Annotated in this window: 27 protein-coding genes; 17 read left to right on the forward strand and 10 right to left on the reverse strand. The window is 42.9% G+C overall.

The features are described 5' to 3' along the window. Window positions 1–4: 4 nt before the first annotated feature. Both prmB and aroC read left to right on the forward strand, forming a co-directional pair. Window positions 5–940 (forward strand): 50S ribosomal protein L3 N(5)-glutamine methyltransferase, encoded by a 936-nt coding sequence (prmB, locus tag N483_RS23910; protein ID WP_023398646.1) that lies wholly within the window; start codon window positions 5–7, stop codon window positions 938–940. 154 nt (window positions 941–1,094) lie between these two features. Further along, the gene (gene aroC / locus N483_RS23915) at window positions 1,095–2,195 is read left to right on the forward strand and encodes a chorismate synthase (protein WP_023398647.1); all 1,101 of its coding nucleotides are present in this window, start codon (window positions 1,095–1,097) and stop codon (window positions 2,193–2,195) included. A gap of 55 nt (window positions 2,196–2,250) precedes the next feature. Here the strand turns inward: aroC and N483_RS23920 are convergent, their stop codons facing one another. The 5 genes from N483_RS23920 to N483_RS23940 all read right to left on the reverse strand — a co-directional run bounded on the left by N483_RS23920 (window position 2,251) and on the right by N483_RS23940 (window position 7,690). Next, window positions 2,251–4,797: an Ig-like domain-containing protein gene (locus N483_RS23920; RefSeq protein WP_023398648.1), complete on the reverse strand. Its 2,547-nt coding sequence runs from the start codon at window positions 4,795–4,797 to the stop codon at window positions 2,251–2,253. A 147-nt stretch (window positions 4,798–4,944) separates the two neighbouring features. Beyond that, entirely contained in the window at window positions 4,945–5,784 is an 840-nt protein-coding gene (locus tag N483_RS23925; protein ID WP_023398649.1) for a mechanosensitive ion channel family protein, read from the reverse strand. A gap of 34 nt (window positions 5,785–5,818) precedes the next feature. After that, window positions 5,819–6,508, reverse strand: a complete 690-nt coding sequence (locus N483_RS23930; protein WP_023398650.1) for an LrgB family protein — start codon at window positions 6,506–6,508, stop codon at window positions 5,819–5,821. Continuing rightward, window positions 6,501–6,854: a CidA/LrgA family protein gene (locus tag N483_RS23935; RefSeq protein ID WP_023398651.1), complete on the reverse strand. Its 354-nt coding sequence runs from the start codon at window positions 6,852–6,854 to the stop codon at window positions 6,501–6,503. The genes N483_RS23930 and N483_RS23935 overlap by 8 nt, the downstream gene beginning before the upstream one ends. A 38-nt stretch (window positions 6,855–6,892) precedes the next feature. Further along, window positions 6,893–7,690: a crotonase/enoyl-CoA hydratase family protein gene (locus tag N483_RS23940; RefSeq protein WP_023398652.1), complete on the reverse strand. Its 798-nt coding sequence runs from the start codon at window positions 7,688–7,690 to the stop codon at window positions 6,893–6,895. A 247-nt stretch (window positions 7,691–7,937) separates the two neighbouring features. Between N483_RS23940 and N483_RS23945 the strand changes: the two genes are divergently transcribed. Genes N483_RS23945 through N483_RS23955 form a run of 3 tightly spaced genes read left to right on the forward strand, consistent with a single transcriptional unit; the run spans window position 7,938 to window position 9,563 of the window. Continuing rightward, entirely contained in the window at window positions 7,938–8,255 is a 318-nt protein-coding gene (locus tag N483_RS23945; RefSeq protein WP_023398653.1) for a DUF440 family protein, read from the forward strand. Window positions 8,256–8,273: 18 nt separating this feature from the next. Beyond that, window positions 8,274–9,098 carry a DUF481 domain-containing protein gene (locus tag N483_RS23950; protein WP_023398654.1) on the forward strand — a complete coding sequence of 275 codons (825 nt, stop codon included), beginning with the start codon at window positions 8,274–8,276 and terminating at the stop codon, window positions 9,096–9,098. A gap of 6 nt (window positions 9,099–9,104) precedes the next feature. Next, a complete protein-coding gene (locus N483_RS23955; RefSeq protein ID WP_023398655.1) occupies window positions 9,105–9,563 on the forward strand; it encodes a hypothetical protein in 459 nt (152 codons plus the stop codon). A 9-nt stretch (window positions 9,564–9,572) separates the two neighbouring features. Here N483_RS23955 and N483_RS23960 read toward each other — a convergent pair whose 3' ends face one another. Further along, a complete protein-coding gene (locus N483_RS23960) occupies window positions 9,573–10,058 on the reverse strand; it encodes an FKBP-type peptidyl-prolyl cis-trans isomerase (protein WP_023398656.1) in 486 nt (161 codons plus the stop codon). A gap of 10 nt (window positions 10,059–10,068) precedes the next feature. Continuing rightward, a complete protein-coding gene (locus N483_RS23965; RefSeq protein WP_023398657.1) occupies window positions 10,069–10,977 on the reverse strand; it encodes a YgfZ/GcvT domain-containing protein in 909 nt (302 codons plus the stop codon). A 239-nt stretch (window positions 10,978–11,216) separates the two neighbouring features. Here N483_RS23965 and N483_RS23970 point away from each other — a divergent pair, with 239 nt between their 5' ends. Together N483_RS23970 and N483_RS23975 are read left to right on the forward strand one after the other, a co-directional pair. After that, window positions 11,217–11,468 (forward strand): succinate dehydrogenase assembly factor 2, encoded by a 252-nt coding sequence (locus N483_RS23970; RefSeq protein WP_023398658.1) that lies wholly within the window; start codon window positions 11,217–11,219, stop codon window positions 11,466–11,468. Window positions 11,469–11,520: 52 nt separating this feature from the next. Beyond that, complete coding sequence (locus N483_RS23975; RefSeq protein ID WP_155250741.1) at window positions 11,521–11,859, forward strand: hypothetical protein; 339 nt, start codon at window positions 11,521–11,523, stop codon at window positions 11,857–11,859. A 1-nt stretch (window position 11,860) separates the two neighbouring features. Here the strand turns inward: N483_RS23975 and nadB are convergent, their stop codons facing one another. After that, window positions 11,861–13,456 carry an L-aspartate oxidase gene (gene nadB / locus N483_RS23980; protein WP_023398660.1) on the reverse strand — a complete coding sequence of 532 codons (1,596 nt, stop codon included), beginning with the start codon at window positions 13,454–13,456 and terminating at the stop codon, window positions 11,861–11,863. A gap of 247 nt (window positions 13,457–13,703) precedes the next feature. Here nadB and rpoE point away from each other — a divergent pair, with 247 nt between their 5' ends. The 10 genes from rpoE to pdxJ all read left to right on the forward strand — a co-directional run bounded on the left by rpoE (window position 13,704) and on the right by pdxJ (window position 22,158). Continuing rightward, the gene (gene rpoE, locus N483_RS23985; protein WP_023398661.1) at window positions 13,704–14,285 is read left to right on the forward strand and encodes an RNA polymerase sigma factor RpoE; all 582 of its coding nucleotides are present in this window, start codon (window positions 13,704–13,706) and stop codon (window positions 14,283–14,285) included. Then, window positions 14,286–14,891: a sigma-E factor negative regulatory protein gene (locus tag N483_RS23990; protein ID WP_023398662.1), complete on the forward strand. Its 606-nt coding sequence runs from the start codon at window positions 14,286–14,288 to the stop codon at window positions 14,889–14,891. Window positions 14,892–14,897: 6 nt separating this feature from the next. Further along, the gene (locus N483_RS23995) at window positions 14,898–15,848 is read left to right on the forward strand and encodes a MucB/RseB C-terminal domain-containing protein (RefSeq protein ID WP_036975725.1); all 951 of its coding nucleotides are present in this window, start codon (window positions 14,898–14,900) and stop codon (window positions 15,846–15,848) included. Next, a complete protein-coding gene (locus N483_RS24000; protein WP_023398664.1) occupies window positions 15,845–16,294 on the forward strand; it encodes a SoxR reducing system RseC family protein in 450 nt (149 codons plus the stop codon). Before N483_RS23995 ends, N483_RS24000 begins: the two co-directional genes overlap by 4 nt. Window positions 16,295–16,361: 67 nt before the next feature. Beyond that, window positions 16,362–18,149, forward strand: coding sequence for a translation elongation factor 4 (gene lepA / locus N483_RS24005; RefSeq protein WP_023398665.1), 1,788 nt, complete (start codon window positions 16,362–16,364; stop codon window positions 18,147–18,149). Between the two features lie 15 nt (window positions 18,150–18,164). Continuing rightward, complete coding sequence (lepB, locus tag N483_RS24010; RefSeq protein WP_023398666.1) at window positions 18,165–19,100, forward strand: signal peptidase I; 936 nt, start codon at window positions 18,165–18,167, stop codon at window positions 19,098–19,100. 2 nt (window positions 19,101–19,102) lie between these two features. Next, entirely contained in the window at window positions 19,103–19,780 is a 678-nt protein-coding gene (rnc, locus tag N483_RS24015; RefSeq protein ID WP_023398667.1) for a ribonuclease III, read from the forward strand. Beyond that, the gene (era, locus tag N483_RS24020; RefSeq protein ID WP_036975683.1) at window positions 19,770–20,669 is read left to right on the forward strand and encodes a GTPase Era; all 900 of its coding nucleotides are present in this window, start codon (window positions 19,770–19,772) and stop codon (window positions 20,667–20,669) included. Before rnc ends, era begins: the two co-directional genes overlap by 11 nt. After that, the gene (gene recO / locus N483_RS24025; protein WP_036975685.1) at window positions 20,670–21,419 is read left to right on the forward strand and encodes a DNA repair protein RecO; all 750 of its coding nucleotides are present in this window, start codon (window positions 20,670–20,672) and stop codon (window positions 21,417–21,419) included. Between the two features lie 4 nt (window positions 21,420–21,423). After that, complete coding sequence (pdxJ, locus tag N483_RS24030; protein WP_023398670.1) at window positions 21,424–22,158, forward strand: pyridoxine 5'-phosphate synthase; 735 nt, start codon at window positions 21,424–21,426, stop codon at window positions 22,156–22,158. Between the two features lie 51 nt (window positions 22,159–22,209). On the opposite strand, the gene bcp is transcribed toward pdxJ, so the two are convergent. Continuing rightward, a complete protein-coding gene (bcp, locus tag N483_RS24035) occupies window positions 22,210–22,683 on the reverse strand; it encodes a thioredoxin-dependent thiol peroxidase (protein WP_023398671.1) in 474 nt (157 codons plus the stop codon). A gap of 9 nt (window positions 22,684–22,692) precedes the next feature. Next, the gene (locus tag N483_RS24040; protein WP_023398672.1) at window positions 22,693–23,226 is read right to left on the reverse strand and encodes a glycine cleavage system protein R; all 534 of its coding nucleotides are present in this window, start codon (window positions 23,224–23,226) and stop codon (window positions 22,693–22,695) included. Window positions 23,227–23,419 lie beyond the last annotated feature (193 nt).

Consider the following 23,419-nt stretch of genomic DNA (forward strand, 5'->3'; position numbering starts at 1 on the left):
TATCATGAGTGAATTATCAATAACCAATGAAATCGCCCAAGAGGCTTATGAAGATCTGGTAACGATACAAGATTGGCTGCGTTGGACTGCAAGTCAGTTCGTTGCAAGTGGGCTATTTTATGGTCACGGTACCGATAACCCTTGGGATGAAGCGGTGAATTTACTCTTACCTACCCTTAACCTACCTATTGATTCACCTAAAGATTTAATGCAGGCTCGGCTAACTGGCACAGAGAAAAGACGTTTAGTTGAAGTAATAAAACTACGTATTGAACAGCGAATTCCAGTGCCTTATTTAACAAATCAAGCGTGGTTTGCGGGTATGCCTTTTTATGTGGATGAGCGAGTTTTGGTACCTCGATCACCATTTGCAGAGTTAATTACCAAGCAGTTTAAACCTTGGGTGCAAGCACCTGAAGAGGTAACACGTATTTTAGATATGTGCACAGGCTCAGCGTGTATTGCAATCGCTTTGGCAAAATACTTTGAAAATGCCCAAGTAGATGCGGTAGATATCTCTTTTGATGCATTAGCAGTAGCTGAGATGAATATTAACGACCATATGATGGATGACCACGTATTTGCAATTCAATCGGATGTCTTTAGTGGCGTACCGGGTCAGAAATACGATTTAATAGTCGCAAACCCGCCTTATGTTGACGCCGAAGATATGGCTGATTTACCAGATGAATTCCATCATGAGCCTGAATTAGGGCTTGCATCTGGCGATGATGGTCTCGATGTTACACGTATATTGCTCAGAGATGCGGCTGAACACTTAACGGAGAACGGTATTCTATTTGTCGAGGTGGGTAATTCTATGGTACATATGGAAGCATTATATCCAGGTGCGCCATTTACTTGGCTCGAGTTTGAACACGGCGGTCTAGGCGTGTTTATGATCAGCAAACAAGAGTTGGTAGCCTATTTTAACGATTAACCTTTGCGGTACATTGCTTGACCGTGGACTATATCCATTGTTGGTTTGGTACGGCAAAGGAAGATGCGCAGAGAAATTTGTCGAATATTCGGGGGATGTTTACCCCACATAGGTTCTGATGAACCAAAACCGTAACGAGGAATGAGGAAAGTTAATGGCAGGCAATAGCATAGGCCAGTTGTTTCGGGTCACGACATTCGGTGAAAGTCATGGTACAGCACTTGGTGGTGTTGTCGATGGTGTACCGGCGGGACTTGAAATCAATGAGGCTGATTTACAGGTTGATCTAGACAGAAGGAAACCCGGACAAAGCCGCTACACGACACAGCGTCGTGAAGGGGATGAAATTAAAATATTATCCGGAGTATTCGAGGGAAAAACCACAGGCACTAGTATTGGGTTATTGATTGAAAATACCGATCAACGCTCAAAAGATTACAGCAAGATCATGGATGTGTTTCGCCCGGGTCACGGTGACTATACCTACTGGCATAAATACGGGCATCGCGACTATCGCGGTGGAGGCCGCTCATCTGCACGTGAAACGGCAATTCGTGTAGCTGCTGGCGGTATCGCTAAAAAGTATTTAAAGCAAGTTCATGGCATTGAAGTTCGAGCATGTTTGTCTCAACTAGGACCGATTAAAGCCGAATCTTATAACTGGGATAGCGTTGAGCAAAACGCATTTTTCTTCCCCGATGAAAGCAAGTTAGACGCGCTTGATGAGTATATGAGAGACCTTAAAAAACAAGGCGATTCAATCGGTGCTAAAGTCAAAGTAGTTGCTAAAAATGTTCCAGTTGGTCTTGGCGAACCTGTATTTGATAGACTGGATGCCGAACTTGCACATTCATTAATGAGCATTAACGCGGTGAAAGGCGTCGAGATTGGTGATGGCTTTGACGTAGTCGAGCAAAAGGGCTCAGAGCATCGAGATGAACTGACGCCTGAAGGTTTTGTCAGTAATCATGCTGGCGGTGTGCTTGCGGGGATTTCTACAGGGCAGGATATCATCGCATCTATTGCTCTAAAACCAACATCAAGCATTACAGTGCCAGGTCAGAGTATCAATACCGCGAACGAGTCTGTGGAGATGATCACCAAAGGCCGTCATGACCCCTGTGTAGGTATTCGGGCGATCCCCATTGCTGAAGCCATGATGGCTATCACAATTATGGACCACTTACTGAGGCAGCGCGGACAAAACCCGCATGTCGAAGTTCCCCAAGGACCAATTCCTGCTCAAGCGAAATAAGAAAAAGGCACCCAGTAGGTGCCTTTTTACGTTTTGCGCAGAGAACGATACCTGATTAATTCCCTTGGTTCATTTGAGTTAACTTGTCGCCAATTGGTTTTGAGAAGTTATATCCATCATATTTATCCCAATTGATTGACCAAGTCATCACACCGCCAAACTTTGGATAGTTAAATGCGGGTTTGATAGTGCCACAGCTAAGGCCTTTGGTTAGGCAGTCCAACGCAGCGGTGATGTTTGCCGTTGGTGCTTGTCCTGAGTTAGCTGATTTGGGGCCAGATGGCAACCCGATAGCAACTTGGTCATCTCTCAGTGGCGCAAAGCGTGTGCCATCGGCTAGGTCAAACCCTTCTATGAGCATTTTGGCGTGAGCGACCATCATATTAACAGAGCCCTCTGGTGCGCTACCTGGTTCGTATGGATTAGGTAAACCACCATTGTTGTATAGTTGCACGTGCAGTAAGTCTAATGTATCTCTAAGTGCATCAATTAAAGGAATATAGGCACCCCAAATGCCAGTATATGCAACCATACCACCATGAACATAAGGGTGCTCTGGCGCCATAGTTAGCACCATGTTGCCACCGATATTTTGTTCGATTTGTTTAAGTGCACGAGGCAGACGAGCTTGTATTTGTGAACCGTGCACAAGGTTAGAGCCACTTTCTAAATCAATGTCCAGCCCATCAAATCCCCACTCTTGTATGATATTGGTTAGGCTAGATACAAACTTCGCCTCGTCAGCATCGGTATTAAGCGTAATAGTACCTTCTGCGCCGCCAAGGCTTAATACGAACACTTTGCCTTGTGCTTGTAGTGCTTTCATATCTGCTTTGAATTGCACTGGGTCAATCGGTGGACAGTTGGAGCGAATGTCTTTCTCAAATGGTTTGAAGTGAACTGTGCCATCGGAATTACGGTCATTTTCTGCAAAAGCAATATCGATAATGTCCCATGCAGGTGACATCTGCGCAAGTGGGATAGGACAGCCAGCTGGATTGACAAAGTTATGCCAATAACCAATCAATTTGTGTGTTTTACCAATCGGTTTATCGATGACATTAATCGTGGTACCAGCACTGTTGGCTTGATTTCCGGCACTGTCTTTTGCAATAGCGGTGAGTGTCTGATTGCCAAGTACCGCAGGTGTGTATACCCAATTGTATGGCGACGTTGTGTCATGACCTAGTAGTGTGCCGTTGGCATAAAATTCCACACTGCTAATTGTACCTGTGAGTGCTTGCGCTTGTGCTTTAATATTCACCGAGTCACCGAGTGTGTATTGCGTACCTGCTGTCGGCGAAGTTAAGTCAACAACCACGGGCTTATCCGTAATGTTCACTTGAATTTGTTCGGTGCTAACATTTCCTTCATTGTCTGTCGCACTCGCTGACAGTGTCACTGCACCAAGCGTAACGGGCTGCCAATTTACAGTGCCTGTTCCACTGGTAAAACTGCCAAGCAATGTTTGATCTGCATAAAGATCCAGCTGTGCTACCGTGCCATCTGGATCTGTCGCTACAATGCTGACTTCACTGTGTTGCCCCTGAAGAAGCGTGCTGTTTGGTTCTGGAGAAATAAAGCGAATTTCAGGTGCAATTGCACAAATACCAAGATCGCTCCATGCATCTTGCCAATGTTGGCCTGCACCTGGCTCATATGCCCATTGTGCATTTGAGCTACACCATCCTCCAACATCACAGCGGTACTTGCGATTGTTGTGAGAAACTAGTTCACCAGTTTGATATGTCTGGCCTGCTTGATATGCTTTGAGGCCCACACATCCGCCTTGATTTGGCGATGCAATGTTAATATTTACGCTCGTATTACTGCTGGCATTTTTATCATCAACGGCAGAAACCTTTATTTGTACTTGGCCAGTTGTATCGCTTATCCAGTCATAAGAGATATTTCCATTTGCAAATGTCGCGACCTCTACATTGTTGATGGATATTGATGCCCTGGCAATAGAACCATCTTGATCTGTTGCTGTTGCTATGACGTTGACTGTATCACCCAGCGAAAACTGATTGTTATTGCCCGGAGATGTTAGCTCTATCGCTGGTGGTGTATTGATTGTGCCATCGGTTACCTCGATTGTTGCTGAGCTAACTTGGCTGATTGCGCCTTGATCATCTGTTGCTACAGCGGAAACGACATGCGGACCGAGCTGTGCAGACCACGTGACCTGATAAGGTGCTTGATTGTCAAAACCGACAGATACATCATTGATGAAAAATTCAACTTGGCCTATTGCCCCATCAGCATCTGTCGCTTCGGCCGATAAGACAACGTTGTCATTTTGGGTGAAAATACTTCCTTGGGCAGGCGTCAATAATGTGACTTCTGGGTTTTGGTTGCCACCACATGCGCCTAAGTTTTTCCACACCTTATAATCGCCAAAGTTCTGCTGTGGATCTTCATTTTGACTATACCATCTTGCTTCAAAAGCACTGCTTAAGTGCTGTACTTGATCGCCCGCGCGATAAACTTCGGAGGCTTGCCAAGTAGCCAAGCCGGTACAATTTGCTGCCAGCGTTTGCATGCTAGATAGCAAAAGCACGCCACTGCCGAGCAAGTAACCAATATTACTATTTCTCATTGTTTTTCTCCTTACATGTTGTATGTTTTGTGAACAAAACGTTTCCAGCATAGAACTATGTAAAGGGTTAATCAATGGCTTTTTTCTATGAGTGTTAGAATGTAGAGGGGCACTGCAGTTGGTTGATACCTCCTGCAGTACAAAGGTTTATTCCGACTTTGGTGTGTTTGATTTAATAGTGACAACTCGCTGAGGGAACGGAATTTCAATATTCGCGTCTTTAAAGCCTTGGTAAATTGCCTGATTGACATTGAGCTTATTTTCAATCAAAGATGTGGTGGGTGTCCAATATCGATAGCTGATAGTGATCGCGCTATCCGAAAATGCTTCTATGCCAACTTGCGGGGCAGGGCTATCAGCGACATTATCATCGTCAACCAGTATTTTCTGGATAACAGATATAGCTTGATTGACCGGCGCGTCGTAAGCTATGCCGACCTGGCCCTCAATGTGAGAATAGTTAAAAGAGTTGTGTAAAACCTCGCCAATAATGTGTTTATTGGGCACTGTGATCTCGACTTTTTGTTCATTGATTAAAATAGTATGTCCGAGCTCTATAGACTTAACTTGTCCACTAACTCCTTTTACGGCAATGGTGTCACCAACAACAAACGGGCGTGTTGCAATCAGCGCAAGACCTGCGCCATAGTTTGATAACATACCTTGTACTGCCAAGCCGGCCCCAAGTGATGCGGCGCCAATTGCTGCGACAAACGGGGTCACACTGATCCCAACCTTGCCTAAAGCAATGATAATAAACATGGTGACAACTAAGACCTTAACAACATTTGCTACGAAGTTAGTCAAAGTAATATCAATGTTGTGTCGTATCATCACTGCATGGGTTGCTGAGGCAAGTTTTTTAGCAAGCCATAAGCCGACAATCAGGATCAGCAAAGCAGCCAGCAGCTGCATACTGTAGGTAAGTAAATAAGTACGTATCATGTCGTAGTACTTTTCAAATTGTTCTATTTCTTGCTCTATCAAGTTGAGCTCCTTTGAGCGTAATGTTCAGTGCCCATTAGGCGTATAAGTTATTGAGTATAGTAAAAAGTACCGGAACCCAAAAAGCGCTTATTATGGCGCTTAATATCATAGCTACAGATGCAAAAGCACCAGCTAGCGGGTGGTATTCCATTGCAGCAGCAGTGCCAATCGCATGACAACTGACACCCAGTGCAATGCCTTTTGCTTGGGGCTGCGTAATATTGAGTAGGGTGAGTAACTGAAGACCAAAAACGCCACCAAACACACCGATTAAAATAACCATAGCAGCAGCAATACTCGGTATTCCCCCCAGCGACTCCGTTATGAGCAACGTGATAGGAGATGTGACCGACAGCGCCATCATTGTGCTGGTCAACACACTGTCAGCTTGCGTGAACAAACATAGGGCGTAGGCAAAAACGGTAGACACGGACACGCCAATGAAAGTACAAAAAATCAATAATTTAAATACCGACTTTATATGAGTGTATTGCTGATACAGGGGGTAGGCGAGGGCCACGACAGCTGGCTCCAAAAACCAATCTATGGGCATACTGGCTTGGAAATAGAGCGGGTATTTATACCCAGTTAGCAGTAATATTAAAGTGATGATTGCGATACAAATCAATACCGGATTGAGCAAAGGACTCGGCCAGCGTTTATAAACTTTTCGCGCTATTAAGAATAAGCCAATTGTAAGAATACAAACAACTGTGCTAATCACGGTATTTCCCTTTTGTGGCCAGTTTACCAACACTGAATAGGACAAGGCACGGAAGCAAAAAAAGTAACGATATGATTAAAAGTTTATGCTTTGCAACTAGTTGCAGGTGTTCAATAAAGCCAACTCCTACTGGAATAAAAAACAGTGCCATATACGCAATCAGCGATTGGCATGTCAGAGCTAATTTATGTGGCGCGAGGATACGACCTTTCAGTAGCAGAAACAGTAAGATTAAGCCTACCAAAGGAGCTGGAATATTTAGCCCGGTCAATAAAACGAGCATTTTGGCACTATATAGACATACAAGTACATAAAACATGCCGATGATGTAATTGAGCTTTTCCACAAATTATCAACTCATGGGGTATGGGGACGAATAGGGTGTTATTTCCATTTTGCACGCTCAATGTAAGGTTGCTGTACGTTCTTTTTTACACCATTTTTCATAGCGATACGAGTGTTTTTTGAGCATAAAAGTTTAATTTGATACCAAGTTTCTCGCCATAGTAGCTGGCGGTTAGCTGGATGGTAAGCATGGTTATAGAGTTGCTTGATTGCGGCTAATGCGTCGGGCGAATGGCTGCTTAAAGAATCGATGTGTTGTTTTACATATGTCAGTGGGTTTTCATCAATTTTACTAATGAGACCAAATTCTAAGGCTTGTATTGCCGAGATTCGCTCGGCACTAAGTGCCATAGCTAAAGCGTTGTCCTGTTTGACGTAGGAGGGCAAAATAAGGCTAGTGCCCATATCGGGGCAAAGCCCCCAACGAGATTCCATGATGGCGACCTGTGTATCTGGGTGGGCAACTCTAAAGTCTGCGCCCAGCGCAATGTGTAAACCACCCCCTAGGCAATTTCCTTGCAATATGGCATATACAGGTACGGGCAGAGTACGCCACCCTAATACAACTCTTTGCACTAGGTTTTGGTTTCCTGGGAGCAATTTGAATAACAGCTTGAAAACTTGGCTTGGCTGTTTGGTAACACTTTGTACATCTAGTCCAGAGCAAAAGTGTGATCCTGCTCCTTGAATAACTGCTGCTCTGATTTGGCGGTTCGATTTGATCTGTTTGATTGAGCGATCGAGCTGTCGAAACATCTCATAGTTGAGTGCATTTTGTTTTTCAGGGCGGTTTAATGTTACCCATGCGATGTTATCGATGACTTTGTACTGAACCATGGCGGCTCCTATGTATTGTTATTTTTCTTTTAAGTAAATATTAGAGTATTAACGTTAAATTATCCATTTAAGCTTATTAAGTATAGGTTTAATAGCTAAAGTCGACATTAGTACGTTTTATTAGAGTTATCATGCTAATTTAGTTAATGCAATTTAGCGTTAAATTTATTCATTACACCCTATCCTTGTAGAAAACGAAATTACGGATTTGGTATCATGGGGTTGGTTATAAATGAGGGGTGAGGACATGTCAGCAAGACTAAGCAGTATTGAAGAAGTAACACATCAGGCATATGATATTTTTCTTGAGTTGGCGCCAGAAAATTTATCTCAAGAAGATATTGATGTATTTAATGAACACAGAGAAGAGTTTGGCTTTATTGAAGAAGCGGATGTTGATGACAGCTGGCAAGCTGTGGTGGCATTTGAGCAAGAAGCTGAACGTGATCATTTTGTACAGGTCACTATCGGCATTGAATTTGAAGATGGTGATGAAGTGTTTGCAAAGGTATTGATCAGTCGAGACTTAGATGCGCCATTTTGCCATGTAGTTTGGAAGCAATAAAAAAGAGTATGTTGTCGAGTGAAAAGAGAGAAGTTACTCCTATTTATATCTGCATTATGCTGTGCTCAGGCGTATGCTGTTGATCCTTTTGAAGACTTCCACGAATATGGTGAGTTATCTGAAGAAGAAATCCACGAGTTGCACAAAGGTGAATTTTTATATGGTGATGTAGAGTTTGGGTTTATTGCGAACAGTGGTAATACGAAAAACTCCTCATTTAAATTAAAAGGCAACCTCTATCAGGATTTTAAGCATTGGCGTAACCAATTTAAAATTGATGGTCACTACGCTGATGAAACTGATATTGAAACAGGTGTCGAAGATGAAACGGCATCACGTTACTTTGTGTCCGCTCAAACTAGTTATAAGTTTGGCATAGATAACGAGTCATTTTTTCTTTACGGTGACTACGAAGTTGATGAGTTTAATGGCCGAGAGTATACATCGACCTTTGTTGTGGGGTATGGCAATCGCATATTTGAAGGGCGTAAGAATACGGTCGACTTTCATTTTGGTCCAGGTGTCTTAATATACCGGGTTGATAATGAATCAGAATTGCTTCCTCACCAAGCGAGAGTAGAGCGGGGATATTTATTGCGTGCTTCATTGCAGTGGGAGCGTAATATTTCAAAACGGACTCGGTTTAATCAAGATTTTAGTTATGAAAGGTCTGTGTCTGGACTTGGTGCAAGGAGTTTCTCAGAAACAGCGTTAATTAGCCAAGTAATTGAAGGCTTGTCACTTAAGGTTTCGTATACTTATCGGTATAATTCCGATCCGGAAGAAAATAAAAGCAAAGTAGATACCGAGTTTGGTGTGACCTTTGTTTATGGTTTTGATTGAGGCAATATGTATCAAAAAACGCAGCTCGCATGGGCAATTTTTGGGATCTTGGCTTGGCTAAGTACTTTTGTTGTGATGGGGTTTGTACTGCTTGGTGAAAATGTAGGGGTTATTGCCTTTGGAATTATTTTAGTTCTGGTTGCAATTGCCTTCTATGGCTTGACGATTAAAGTTGATACAACTGCACAACAATTAAGCTGGTGGTTTGGGCCAAAAGTGGCGAAAAAAACAATTCGTTTTGAAGACATTGAATCCGTGCGTGCAGTCACCAACTCCTTTAGGCATGGTATTGGGATCCGAATTTCCCATGATGGTTGGGTTTACAGTGTATCTGGATTCAAAGCGGTAGAAGTCAATATGGTAGATGGCACTAAATATCGTTTAGGTACATCAGATCAAGCTGGCTTGCTCGAAGCTTTAAAAGAAAAAGTTAAAGAAGATGCACAAGAAGAAAGCGCCGAATAGGCGCTTTTTTTAATGGTCGTGGCCGCAGCCGCCTGCGCCATGTACGTGACCATGCTCCAGCTCATCAGCTGTCGCTTCACGTACTTCCAAAATCTCGACATCAAAATGCAATGTAAGCCCAGACAACGGGTGGTTACCATCGACAATGACTTCATCACCTTCGACGCCTATCACAATAACGGCTTGTTCACCTTCATCTGTAGTCGCACGAAATTGCATACCGACTTCTACATCAATACCTTCAAACATACTCTTTGGTACCGCTTGAGTTAGGCTGTCATTGCGCTCACCGTAGCCTTCTTCAGGCTTTACAGTCACGCTGATTTTGTCACCAGCTTGTTTGTCGATAAGTGCATTTTCTAAGCCTTCGATTAAATAACCAGTGCCAATGATAAATTCTAGTGGATCTTCATCAAATGTATTGTCAATGGTATTTTGGTCATCATCCAAAACCGCGTAATGCATTTTTACCACTGCATTTTGAGCTACTTTCATAGTATTTCCGTTAATTATCTTCTATAGAGTAAGGCAAAGCCTTGATGTTTAGCGATACTGAAAGGATATCTTTCGGTCTCAGTACAGCTGAATTTTCTAGATCGTTAGGCAAAACGGCCAATGCATAGTATGTTTTTGATGCTGCATCATATGCTTGGCGAATAACCTTGCCAGCCCGGCGCCAATTGTCTTCACCAAGTTGCATTTCAAGATCTTGCACGTCGAGGCTTGACTCTGATTGGCCTTGAACAATGAACATCGCGCGTTTGTTCTTGCCTAAATAACGCATGCGGGCAACAGTCTCTTGACCAGTATAGCAGCCCTTTTTAAAGCTAATGCCGTTTAGCGCTTGCAGGTTAATCATTTGTGGCACAAATTCATCTATGCCATGCTCACCGAGCTGAGGTTCTCCGGCGAGAATGTCGCGGATCTCAAACGCGGTTGAATCACCTTCAACGGTAAATTGAGCAGGGAGAGATGTCGTGTTTTCAATAATTAAAATTAGGCTACTGTCATCGATTTTTAAGGCTTTACCGCCATTAAACGAACAGGCATTATTGTCTGTATCAAACTGCAAATTGAAGGTGTGGCAAACCTCATCGAATGAATCGGCTAGTACGCCAAAACATTGGTGTTCGGACAAGTTAATGTCTACTTTTGCAAAGACGCCGTATTTACTTAACTCACGGCATGCAGCTTCAACCTCTGGCTGTGAGCCCAATAAACAAAATGCATCGTCTAAACGCAATACGCGCAGCGCAGCCCATAACTTGCCTTTCGGGCTACAGTGACCAGTCCAAAGAAAGTTGTTATCTTGAACTAAGTTCATATCTTGTGTTACTTGTCCGTGAAGGTAGCTGAGTTTGTCTTGTCCGGATACTGAGAGCAAGCGAAGAGGGAGTTGGTATACTGTGGCCATCAAGCTGATCCTGCGTAAATATTTTAGATTATGTTACCTGATAAATGGGTCTTGAGGTAGGCAAAAGCAAGATCAAATGACAATAATTCTTAACAATGACTATGCAGTGTACAGTTGCTTTTTAACTGCGCTTGTTGAGTTAGCGCAAATGAGTGGCGATCTAATTTTCCTGAACGACCAATTGCGGTTATACTGCGTGGCGAGATTTATATGTTCTAGATAAGAGGTATTTAAGCAATATGGAACAATTGTATCCTAAACCCCGCATAAAGTGGGCCTGTCGTCGAGGCATGTTAGAGCTAGATGTATTGCTTGAGCCATTCGTTGATGAAGCTTATGATCAGCTTAGCGATGCAGATAAACTCACTTTTCAGCGTTTGTTAGAAGTTGAGGATCCGGACTTATTTGCGTGGTTTATGGGACACGAGAAGTGCCCGCACCCGGAGTTAAGCAAAATGGTGCAATTTATTCTTGACCGAGTTCGCGTATAGCATTGCTTTTAAAAAAAATAATATAGACCGCAAAGCACTTGTGGTCTTTTTTGTGATTTTTGCTTTTTTATTGCTCGTCTTAATTCCAGAACTGTGGTGGCTACATTTGACGTTGTGTTATGTTAGTTACCGTCATGCCTTATTTACCTGCACTAAAATAATGCCCCAAGAGGGCGATATTACACTGATTGAAAAGGATGCCTGGTTTAAACTAACCAGTGAAGCTAAGCATACAGAAGGCACGATAAGTTACGGTAAAGTATTTGCGTCGTTATTAATTGTAGAAGTGTATACTGAGTCTGGCGAGAAGGTTAAATTTGCTTTTACGGTTAGCGCAATGGGCTCGGATGCTTGGTCACACCTGAGCCGCATTGCCTTGCAAGCCAAGTAAGTTAGGGGGTTAAAATTGTTGGCTTGGGCTGATTGTGTTGCTCTGGGTAGTCTAGGGTATAGTGAAGACCTCGACTTTCCGTTCTTGCCAATGCGCTGCGAATGATAAGTTCAGCGACTTGCACAAGGTTTCTAAGCTCTAATAAGTTGTTACTGACTCTGAAGTTTGCGTAATACTCGTGTATTTCTTGTTTTAACAATTCAACTCGCCTAAGTGCTCGTTCTAATCGTTTTGTAGAGCGCACAATACCAACATAGTCCCACATAAACAATCTAAGTTCATGCCAATTGTGTGTGATGACCACCTCTTCGTCAGAGTCACTGACTTTGCTCTCATCCCAAGGAGACAAAGTAGGTATGTCAGGTTGAGTATCAATATTTGAGAGAATGTCTTGGGCCGCTGCATGGGCGAATACAATACACTCAAGTAGTGAATTGCTCGCCATTCGGTTTGCGCCGTGCAGACCCGTGTAAGCGACTTCACCAATCGCATAGAGGTTTGATATATCCGTTTTACCATTAAAGTCGGTCATGACACCACCACATGTGTAGTGTGCCGCGGGCACCACAGGGATAGGCTCTTTGGTGATATCTAGCCCGACACTGAGGCATTTTGCATAAATGGTTGGAAAGTGCTCAATAATGAAATCTTTGTTCTTATGTGAGATATCCAAATATACACAATTGGCACCCAATCGTTTCATCTCGTAGTCAATCGCCCGAGCTACGACATCTCGTGGAGCAAGCTCTTCTCGCTCATCAAAGTCGGGCATAAAACGCGTGCCATCAGGTCGTTTTAAGTGTGCCCCTTCACCTCGCATCGCCTCGGTAATCAAAAAATTCTGTAATTCAGGGTGGTATAAGCTGGTTGGGTGGAATTGATTAAATTCCATATTGGCGACTTTACAGCCTGCACGCCATGCCATGGCTATGCCATCTCCACTAGAAACATCTGGGTTTGATGTATACAAGTAAACTTTACTTGCGCCACCTGTGGCAAGGGCGACATATTTCCCGGCAATAGACTCTACACAGTTATGTTTGCGGTTGTATACATAAAGTCCATTGACTCTTTTGTCATCGGCGGTTATGTCGGTGATGAGGTCAATCGCATTGTATTGCTCAAGTACAGTAATATTAGTGTGTTCGAGTACGCGCTCAACCAAGGTGGTTTGCACCGCTTTTCCTGTCGCGTCGGCTGCGTGTAAAATTCGTCTATGGCTATGACCACCTTCCCGAGTGAGGTGATAGCGCTCTTTGCCTTTGCTATCAAACTCCATATCAAATGGCACACCTTGTTCAATTAACCACTTGAGGCATTTTTTGGCGTTAGATGCAGTGTAATGAACGGCTTCTCTATCACACAAACCACCACCGGCTTTTAATGTATCTTCAACATGAGATTCTATACTGTCGTTCTTTTTGTCAAACACAGCAGCGATTCCGCCTTGGGCGTAAAGTGTTGAACCTTCCTTTAAATCCCCTTTACTGATTACAGTAACTTGGCAGTGATTTGCCAAAGAAAGAGCGAGGCTTAGTCCGGCTGCGCCGCTACCGACAATAATTACATCTGTCTGATGCTGCATTTTTTTCTTCATGTTAGTGGTTCTTAGCTTTTAAAGTTTTATTACAACTACAAAGATAGCGTCTATCATATATCAATAGTGTTCGCTGGTACGAGATAAAAATATTAGTTGTGTATCGTCTACGACGAAGTAATACGGAGTATTTTAAAAAAAATATCAAAAAAACAGAACTTTTTATTCATGGTACAGTCAGACTAGCTGTAAAATGATGGCAACACTGCGCAAATATAAGTAATAACAAAGAGGAGTACCGGCTCGAATGAACGAGCAGGATTTGGATTTAGAATTAGTTAGAAAAGTTCAGCAAGGAGATAAAAACGCCTTTAACTTATTGGTTGCCAAATATCAAAATAAGGTGGCGGCGTTGATCTCTCGATATGTATCTAATTCAGGTGATGTGGCCGATGTGGCCCAAGAGGCATTTATCAAAGCGTATAGGGCATTGCCAAACTTTCGCGGAGACAGTGCATTTTATACTTGGTTATACAGGATTGCGGTAAACTGCTCTAAAAATTATTTAGTATCTCAGGGGCGAAAAGCGCCTGCGAGTGATATCGATGCTGAAGAAGCAGAGGTTTACGATGGAGCTGATCAATTACGGTCTAATGCTTCGCCAGAAAGTCTGTTATTGAGCGATGAAATTAAAGCGGTCATCTTTAAAACCATAGATGAGTTGCCAGATGACTTGAAGACAGCGATTACCTTAAGGGAAATTGAAGGGATGAGTTATGAAGAAATCGCTGTGGTAATGGAGTGTCCTGTCGGAACCGTCAGGTCGCGGATTTTTAGGGCACGTGAGGCCATTGATAAAAATATTAACCCACTCATAGGTAAAGATTAAATGACGCAGTCAAAGTTTGATGTAAACAATGAGCAAATGACGTCTGAAATTTTAGACGCAGAGCGTGAACTCAAAATGGGGAACCAAGCTCAATTAGATGCAGATAAATTTGCTCGCTACGCGCTGATTGGCGATGTTATGAGACAAAAAGAGCAATCGACACCGTGTATCGATATTACAGCGAGTGTCGCTGCTGCAATTGCAGATGAACCTGTTTACAACATGACTGAAGAAGAGGCAGCACAAGAGCTGCAAAGCAAAAATAGTAATGTGGTGCAGATGTCTTTTTGGCGCCGGCCTTTATCTCAAGTCGCCATAGCGGCGAGTGTCGCATTATGCACTGTCATTGGGGTTAACAACTTTACACCTCAAAATAACATTGATGCACAAGCGCCTATGTTACAATCAATGCCTTTAACAGGCACAGTTGCGCCAGTGAGCTTATCGTCAGAACCGGCGATGCAATCAGCTGAACGTGGCGTTAGAGAACTGCAAAAGCAACGCATCGGTGCCTTGGTACTAGAACATCAGCGCCAATCTAGAATGGCACATGCTCTGTCTAAGAATACAAAACAGACAGAAAAGGACAAACAAGAGGAAAATTAAACCTTGATTAAATGGCTTGCGGTTGTACTGAGTGTAGTGCTAAGCACTCAGATATTCGCCAACGAAACTATCAATGCACGGCAACTCCTTAAAGATATGTCTTCAGCGGTGCAAGAGAGAAATTTTGACGCATCTTTTGTCGTTGTTAAAGGCAAAGGTATGGAACCATATCGATGGTTGCATGGGCAGGTAGAGCAAACCGATTTAGAAATTCTGACTTTATTAAATGGCGCAGGCTTAGAAGTTGTCAGAGTAGACGATGTGGTGACTTATTTTGAACCACAAACCGAGCCATACTCTTTGAGTACAGATGTGATTGCTGGGCCAATCCCTGAGGTATTGCTACGCGATATTAGTACATTAGACTCGAGTTATGAGTTTGTCCTTGGAGGTAAAGAGCGTATTGCCGGCAGACCAGCTCAATTGGTTAGGCTGGTGGCAAAAGATGAAAGTAAGTTTAACTACTGGCTGTGGGTGGACTTGCAGTCCGCGCTGTTATTGAAAGCCGCGTATGTTAATCAAGATTCTGAGGTACTAGAGCAATTACAGCTGACTCATATCTCGGTTACAGAGCGACCAGCTAGCCAGCTACTGGAATTAAAAGAGAAAACGCTACCTACTCCAATCGCAGCACTATCGGATGATGGTCCTGTTAAGCAACAAAATAATTGGCAAATAGGGTGGCTACCGAATGGCTTTAAGCTTCTTAAAGCTGACAGGCACAAGTTAGATTTGAATAATGAGCTAGCGGATTATTTTCTCTATTCGGATGGGTTGGTTGAGGTATCGGTATTTGTTCAACGACCATTGACTGGACAGCGAGCGAGTGGGGCACTCACTTCTGGCGCGACAACTGTGTATGTGCACAACGCAGGGGCGTTTGATGTCTCTGTGGTCGGTAAAATACCTGTAGAAACGGCTAAAAATATTGCAGAATCTGTAAAGCGTTCCTTATGATAGAACAAACACTCACAGTGTCTGAGCTAAAAGGAAACACAGCTTGGCTGATTTCAGAACAAAAACCTGCATGTGAGGGCTGCAATGGTAAATGTGGCTCTCAAGTGTTTAGTAAGCTTTTTGGTACCCACAAAAAAGCGTTCCCCTTACCTAATTCATACAAGCTCAACGTCGGGCAAAAAGTGAAACTCGCATTGGATGACAGTAAAGTTGTACAGCATGCCTTGTGGGTCTATTTGCTGCCCTTGTTAATGGCGTTTTTAGGCATGTTTAGCGCGCTACTTATTTTTTCCTTACCTGAAATCGGCCAAATAGGCTTTGCCATAGTGTTTGCTGCCGTTGGGTTCGTGATAGCAAAAATGAAGGGGCAAAGCCTAAAACACGAGGTAAAAGTGATAAAAATTTATCCAATTAGCCTTCCAGTCACGCAAATAGATGGTGATTGAGTCAAATAAATTGTAAAATCGTCGTTTAATCTCTATTTGTGAATAACAGAAGTTTAGAATCCAGTATATGAAGCATATCCGTAACTTTTCAATTATAGCCCATATAGATCATGGAAAATCGACACTTTCGGACCGCTTAATCCAGGTATGCGGTGGCTTGTCAGACCGCGAAATGCAGCAGCAAGTACTGGATTCAATGGAACTCGAGCGTGAGCGCGGTATTACCATTAAAGCGCAAAGTGTTACCTTGAACTATACCGCACAAGATGGCGAAACCTATCAGTTAAACTTTATCGACACACCAGGACACGTAGACTTTACGTATGAAGTGTCACGTTCATTGGCTGCATGTGAAGGTGCATTATTGGTCGTCGATGCAGGTCAAGGTGTAGAGGCACAGACGCTTGCTAACTGTTACACTGCAATTGAAATGGACTTAGAAGTCGTTCCAATTCTGAATAAGATTGACTTACCACAAGCCGACCCACTGCGCGTTGCAGAAGAGATCGAAGAAATTGTAGGTATTGATGCGCTAGAAGCTGTTCAATGTAGCGCGAAGACCGGTATTGGTATTGATGCTGTTCTTGAAGAGATTGTAAAGGAGATCCCACCACCTGAAGGTGATGTGAATAAGCCATTACAAGCGCTGATCATCGACTCATGGTTTGACCCTTACCAAGGGGTTGTATCACTTGTACGTATTAAGCATGGCGAACTACGTAAAGGTGAAAAAATCAAAATTATGTCTACGGATCAAGTTCATATCGTAGATAAAATTGGTATTTTCACGCCAAAGCAAACCGAGACCGGTGCACTAACGAGCGGTGAAGTTGGCTTTATCATCGCAGGTATTAAAGACATCCATGGTGCACCAGTTGGTGATACGATAACCCTTGCAAAAACGCCAGCAGAAGAAACACTGCCGGGCTTCCAGAAAGTGAAGCCGCAAGTTTATGCAGGTATGTTCCCAATCTCTTCAGATGATTATGAAAACTTCCGTGATGCACTGAATAAATTGAGCTTGAACGATGCATCTTTGTTCTTCGAGCCTGAAAACTCGACTGCACTAGGTTTTGGTTTCCGCTGTGGCTTTTTAGGCATGCTACACATGGAAATTATCCAAGAGCGTTTAGAGCGTGAATATGACATGGACCTTATCACGACAGCGCCAACGGTAGTGTACGAAGTTGAAACTAAAGATGGCGTAATTCAAATTGATAACCCGTCAGATTTACCGCCGGTCAATGATATCTTAGAAATCAGAGAACCAATTGTAGAAGCTAACATCTTGGTTCCACAAGAGTACTTAGGTAATGTAATTACGCTATGTATCGAGAAGCGTGGTGTTCAAACTAAGATGAGTTATCACGGTAATCAGGTTGCCGTAACCTATGAATTACCTATGGCTGAAGTGGTGATGGACTTCTTCGATAAACTTAAATCGACTAGCCGCGGCTTCGCATCACTTGATTACAACTTTAAACGCTTCCAAGTATCTGACATGGTTCGCTGTGATATTTTGATTAATGGTGATAGAGTGGACGCACTTGCGATCATTGTTCACCGTGATAATGCACAGAGCCGAGGCCGTCAGTTGGCTGATGCCTTGAGAGAGTTAATCCCAAGGCAGATGTTTGATATTGCGATTCAGGCTGCAATTGGCAACCACGTAATTGCCCGTACAACAGTGAAACAGTTACGTAAAAACGTAATTGCAAAATGTTATGGTGGCGATGTGAGTCGTAAGAAAAAGCTATTACAAAAGCAAAAAGAAGGTAAGAAACGTATGAAGCAACTGGGTAACGTAGAAGTACCTCAGGATGCGTTCCTTGCAATATTAAAAGTAGGTAAGTAACAGGAATTATTATTTATGGCAGGTTATTTTTCGGTCTTTCTCGTGCTGTTGACTTTGGGATCGGGCCTGATCTGGTTAATAGATCACTTAGTTTATGCACCAAAGCGTAAGGAGCGTATAGCGCTTGCACAAGGAGCATCGGAGCAACCGCTGGACCAAGAAGTTATTGACCAGATTGCGCCGGTACCTGCCATAACTGATAGTGCAAAGTCTATCTTTCCAATGATCGCGGCAATTACTGTGTTTCGGTCATTTATCTTCGAGCCGTTTCAAATACCGTCGGGCTCTATGATGCCAACATTGTTGGATGGTGACTTTATTTTGGTGCAAAAGTATGCGTACGGCATTAAAGATCCGGTTTGGCGTTCACAGCTAGTTGATGTGGATGATCCAAAGCGAGGAGACATAGCCGTATTCAAGTTTCCGTTAGACGAACGTATTGACTTTATCAAGCGTATTGTCGGTTTGCCTGGTGATCGTATTGTGTATCGCAATCGTCAGCTTTTCATTAACCCAAAATGTGAAGAGGGTGAGCAAAGCCGAGATGGGTTGGCGTGTGGAGAGTTCAACAAGATTGATGTAGAAATTGTTAATCGTGATGAATTTAAGCAAGGTTCAATGCCACTAGTACGTTTGACAGAATCTTTACCTGATGTTGAGCACGATATTTTAATTAACCCGAAAGCACTGGAATTGTCAGAGCGCTATTACCAACAACCAGGTACGCGACGCGATGAATGGGTCGTTCCAGAAGGTAGCTATTTCGCTCTTGGCGATAATCGTAATAATAGTCAGGACAGCCGCGTATGGGGTTTTGTTCCTAAAGAAAACTTAGTTGGAAAAGCTGTATTTATCTGGATGAGTTTTGATTTCGAAAATGGTCCAAATAGCTTATTGCCAGGCTGGGTTCCAACAGGGGTTCGATTCGAACGCCTAGGTAATATTCAGTAACAATGAAAAAGAACGTCACAGAATTATATAAAAAAATAGGCTACGACTTTGCTGATCAAGCACTGCTTGAACAGGCAATGACTCATCGTAGCCACAAAGGTCAGCATAATGAACGCCTAGAATTTCTAGGCGATTCTATTTTAAGCTTTGTTATCGCAGATGCGTTGTACCACAAGTTTCCAAAAGCGCGTGAAGGTGATCTAAGCCGCATGCGTTCGACTTTAGTACGCGGTCAAACATTGGCTGAATTTGGTGTTGAATTTGGTTTAGGGGACTATCTGAGGTTAGGCCCTGGTGAACTTAAAAGTGGTGGTTATCGCAGAGAGTCAACGCTGGCTGATGCGGTAGAAGCGATTATTGGCGCGGTGTTTCTAGATTCAGACATCGAGACCTGTAAGACGCTTGTGCTTAAATGGTATAAAAGCCGTTTAGAGGCCATTTCTCCAGGACACAATCAAAAAGACCCAAAAACGCTGTTGCAAGAATATCTGCAAGCGCGAAAATTACCATTACCTGCATATCAAGTTATTGATACAAAAGGGCAGGCACACAATCAGACATTCACGGTTGAGTGTACTGTAAAGGGTATGGATAGTATTATTTCTGTCGGTAGCTCACGTCGAAAGGCAGAGCAAAAAGCCGCAGAGCAAGCACTGAAGATATTAAAAGATGAATCCTAACACCCACTGCGGCATGATTGCGATTGTCGGCCGCCCAAACGTAGGTAAATCGACTTTGCTCAACAAAATTGTGGAGCAAAAAGTCAGTATTACATCCCGTAAGCCTCAAACGACTCGCCATAGAATTATGGGGATACATACAGAGGACAACTACCAAGCTGTATACGTTGATACGCCAGGTCTTCATATTGAAGAAAAACGTGCTATCAACCGCTTAATGAACCGTGCGGCAAGCAGTTCGATTGGTGATGTTGAACTGATTATTTTTGTCGTTGAAGGAACATTGTGGAACCAAGACGATGAAATGGTTCTAAATAAAGTCAAAGAGAGCGGTCGTCCAGTTTTGGTCGTAATGAATAAAAGCGATCAAGTTAAAGAGAAAGAAGAGATATTGCATCATATGCAATGGCTTGCCGAGCAGCATGACTTTGTTGGTATCGTACCAGTTTCTGCGAAAATTGGTAAAAATATTGATATGGTCAAAGAGGAAGTAAAAAACCGCTTACCTGAGTGTGAATTTTATTTCCCTGAAGACTATGTAACAGATCGCTCTATGCGCTTTTTGGCTGCGGAAATTGTCCGCGAGAAGCTGATGCGCTTTATGGGTGATGAATTGCCATACTCTGTCACCGTTGAAATTGAACAATTCAAATGGCAAGACAATGGTGTGTGGCAAATTAATGCATTGATCTTAGTAGAGCGCGAGTCACAAAAACGCATGGTGATCGGCAATAAAGGCGAAAAGCTAAAAGTTATTGGCCGCGAAGCGCGACGTGACTTAGAGGACATGTTGGACAACAAAGTGTTCTTGGAGCTTTGGGTAAAAGTTAAGTCTGGCTGGGCGGATGACGAGCGTGCTCTAAGAAGCTTAGGCTACGGAGAAGACTGATTGGATAGTGACTTTCGACAAGCATATTTGCTTCATCGGCGACCATATAGAGATTCGCAAGTGATGCTAAATATGCTCGTTGAAGGCGTTGGTCAACTCTCCATGCTCGCAAGGTTCAAAGGCAAGCGAGCAGTTAAACAGAATGCTGCTTTGCAACCGTTTACTTGTCTGCTGGTCCGCTATGCGGGTAAATATGATTTAAAGTATTTAAACGATTTCGAAATTCAATCCCCCCCTTTGATGTTTAAAGGTACGCACTTGTATTGTGCTTTTTATCTTAACGAATTGTCCCATCGAATAATTCCTATTAATGAACCACTTGATCATGTATTTTGTTTGTATCAAGACCATCTCAAGCTGTTGTACAGTGATGGGGACAATGGCCTTGCCATTAAAGTGAATAGCCAACAACCTAAAAAGCCAAACAACAGCGAACAAATTGAAGAGATCCTTCGTACATATGAGTTTAAATTGTTGTACGAATTGGGTGTCGGTGTTGAATTTGATTACGATGCATTTGGCACACCCATTGATGAAGGAAGTTATTACCAGTTTGTGAGGGAAGTTGGCTTTTGTCCTAGTGAGGACATACATCGCAGCTTTTCAGGAAAAACACTGCTTGCAATTGCTCATGGGGACTACGGTTCCGTAGTATCTCGCAGGCAAGCAAAGGCACTAAGCCGCTATTTATTAAAACCACTGCTTGGAAATAAACCACTAAAAAGCAGAGAACTTTTTCAACCAAGGTAGAGTAATGAAAGATATTTTATTGGGCATAAATGTTGACCATATTGCAACCTTAAGACAAGCACGTGGTACGAGTTACCCAGATCCTGCTCACGCTGCTGCTGTCGCAGAACACGCTGGTGCCGATGGAATCACAATTCATTTGAGAGAAGACCGTCGCCATATTCAAGATCGTGATGTGTATGTTATGGCCAAGACCATTCAAACACGTATGAATCTAGAAATTGCGGTAACAGAAGAAATGCTCAACATTGCGTGTGAAGTTAAGCCTGAATACGTCTGCTTGGTGCCAGAAAAGCGTGAAGAGCTGACTACTGAAGGCGGTTTAGACGTTATTACAAATCAACAAAAAATTACCGAAGCGGTAGAAAAGTTAACTGCTGCGGGAATTAAAGTTTCATTGTTTATCGACGCGGACAAGGGACAAATTGACGCGGCTAAAGCGACTAAGGCGCCGTATATTGAAATTCATACTGGAGCTTATGCGGATGCTGAGTCTGATAGTGAGCAAAATGCAGAACTTGAGCGCATTAGAGAAGGCGTACAATATGCTCATGCAAACGGTATTATTGTCAATGCGGGCCATGGGCTTCATTACCATAACGTTAAACCCATTGCACAAATGCCTGAGATTTACGAACTGAATATTGGTCATGCAATCATTGCACGCGCTGCGATTGACGGATTGGAAAAAGCAGTCAGAGATATGAAACGCATTATGCTTGAAGCTAGACAAGCGTAAGTTGAAGCTGATTTAAGAATTAAAAAACCCAGCATAGTGCTGGGTTTTTTGTTATTGCTGTGCGTTTAGGTGGTCTAGTACCACTTGGTGGTGTTCTTTTGTTTTGAACTTATTAAACACGTGTTTGATAACACCGTCTTGCCCAACTAAAAAACTGAGTCTATGAATACCGTCGTATTCTTTACCCATAAACTTCTTAAGTCCCCACACGCCAAATGCGTCGGCAATTGCGTGATCTTCATCAGACAGTAGATCAAAGTTGAGTTCTTTTTTCGTCTCAAAGTTTTTTAGCTTTTTAACTGGATCTGGGCTAATCCCAACCGCAACTGTGTTTAGTTGTGCCAGTTGCTCTTTGTGGTCGCGAAGTTGCTCCGCTTGCACTGTGCACCCAGGCGTCAAAGCTTTTGGGTAGAAGTAAACTAACACTTGGTTTGACTCAAGTAGCTGACTGAGTGCTACTGTGTCGCCATTTTGATTTTCTAATGTAAAACTAGGTGCATTATCACCTGCTTTTAATGTATTCATTAATGATCCTTAGCGAATGCGTCTGAAAACATACTGTACGTTTGAAATGCTAGAAAGTTCTTCAAACTTTACTTTAAACTGGTCAAAATTCAGCTCTGACGGCGTGTTAAATTCGAGCACACAACGCATGTGTAGTTGCTTATCTTCTTCAAAAGTATCTGATTTAAGAGAACAAATACTGATGTTTTGCTCGGCAAAAAAGCGTGTAACTCGGCTGAGTGTGCCCTGAGTATCAATGCCTGTGTATTCTAATGTATATCCCGCGCTATAGTCACTTTCAGTGTGACTAGAAGTGCGCTTCATCATGGTTAGTAAACCAAGCTCCATACTTTTTACTGGCAAAGTATGTTCGACTCGACTAATTGCCGCCATATCACCAGCTAGCAGCATTATAAATGTAAATTCATTTCCTAAAATCGCTATGCGGCTATCAATAATATTGCAATTACACTCACTGACTAATTGAGTGAGTTCACTGACAATGCCTGATCTATCTTCCCCTATTGCTGTTAAAACAAGTTGATGTGAAGTAAAAGTAGTCATACCGACGTCCTAGTGAGCTTGCGCCAAAGTGAGTCATAGAGGCTGTTTTAAATTTATAGCGGCGAATACTATCACAGTTTATAAATGAGTCCTACACGTTGTCTGTGATTGTATTGAGGTGAAGTATAGACAATTCAAACGCGTGATTCTTGTGTTTGCCAAGTTTGCCAAGTAACATAGTGCAGATTTTTTG

This window comes from Pseudoalteromonas luteoviolacea NCIMB 1944, from assembly GCF_001625565.1.
Taxonomy (GTDB): domain Bacteria; phylum Pseudomonadota; class Gammaproteobacteria; order Enterobacterales; family Alteromonadaceae; genus Pseudoalteromonas; species Pseudoalteromonas luteoviolacea_F.

Coding starts and splice junctions, on each gene's coding strand:
- prmB (WP_023398646.1), top strand. CDS start 5: ATGAGTGAATTATCAATAACCAATGAAATCGCCCAAGAGGCTTATGAA.
- aroC (WP_023398647.1), top strand. CDS start 1,095: ATGGCAGGCAATAGCATAGGCCAGTTGTTTCGGGTCACGACATTCGGT.
- N483_RS23920 (WP_023398648.1), bottom strand. CDS start 4,797: ATGAGAAATAGTAATATTGGTTACTTGCTCGGCAGTGGCGTGCTTTTG.
- N483_RS23940 (WP_023398652.1), bottom strand. CDS start 7,690: ATGGTTCAGTACAAAGTCATCGATAACATCGCATGGGTAACATTAAAC.
- N483_RS23945 (WP_023398653.1), top strand. CDS start 7,938: ATGTCAGCAAGACTAAGCAGTATTGAAGAAGTAACACATCAGGCATAT.
- N483_RS23955 (WP_023398655.1), top strand. CDS start 9,105: ATGTATCAAAAAACGCAGCTCGCATGGGCAATTTTTGGGATCTTGGCT.
- N483_RS23960 (WP_023398656.1), bottom strand. CDS start 10,058: ATGAAAGTAGCTCAAAATGCAGTGGTAAAAATGCATTACGCGGTTTTG.
- N483_RS23965 (WP_023398657.1), bottom strand. CDS start 10,977: ATGGCCACAGTATACCAACTCCCTCTTCGCTTGCTCTCAGTATCCGGA.
- N483_RS23970 (WP_023398658.1), top strand. CDS start 11,217: ATGGAACAATTGTATCCTAAACCCCGCATAAAGTGGGCCTGTCGTCGA.
- nadB (WP_023398660.1), bottom strand. CDS start 13,456: ATGAAGAAAAAAATGCAGCATCAGACAGATGTAATTATTGTCGGTAGC.
- rpoE (WP_023398661.1), top strand. CDS start 13,704: ATGAACGAGCAGGATTTGGATTTAGAATTAGTTAGAAAAGTTCAGCAA.
- N483_RS23990 (WP_023398662.1), top strand. CDS start 14,286: ATGACGCAGTCAAAGTTTGATGTAAACAATGAGCAAATGACGTCTGAA.
- N483_RS24000 (WP_023398664.1), top strand. CDS start 15,845: ATGATAGAACAAACACTCACAGTGTCTGAGCTAAAAGGAAACACAGCT.
- lepA (WP_023398665.1), top strand. CDS start 16,362: ATGAAGCATATCCGTAACTTTTCAATTATAGCCCATATAGATCATGGA.
- lepB (WP_023398666.1), top strand. CDS start 18,165: ATGGCAGGTTATTTTTCGGTCTTTCTCGTGCTGTTGACTTTGGGATCG.
- rnc (WP_023398667.1), top strand. CDS start 19,103: ATGAAAAAGAACGTCACAGAATTATATAAAAAAATAGGCTACGACTTT.
- era (WP_036975683.1), top strand. CDS start 19,770: ATGAATCCTAACACCCACTGCGGCATGATTGCGATTGTCGGCCGCCCA.
- pdxJ (WP_023398670.1), top strand. CDS start 21,424: ATGAAAGATATTTTATTGGGCATAAATGTTGACCATATTGCAACCTTA.
- bcp (WP_023398671.1), bottom strand. CDS start 22,683: ATGAATACATTAAAAGCAGGTGATAATGCACCTAGTTTTACATTAGAA.
- N483_RS24040 (WP_023398672.1), bottom strand. CDS start 23,226: ATGACTACTTTTACTTCACATCAACTTGTTTTAACAGCAATAGGGGAA.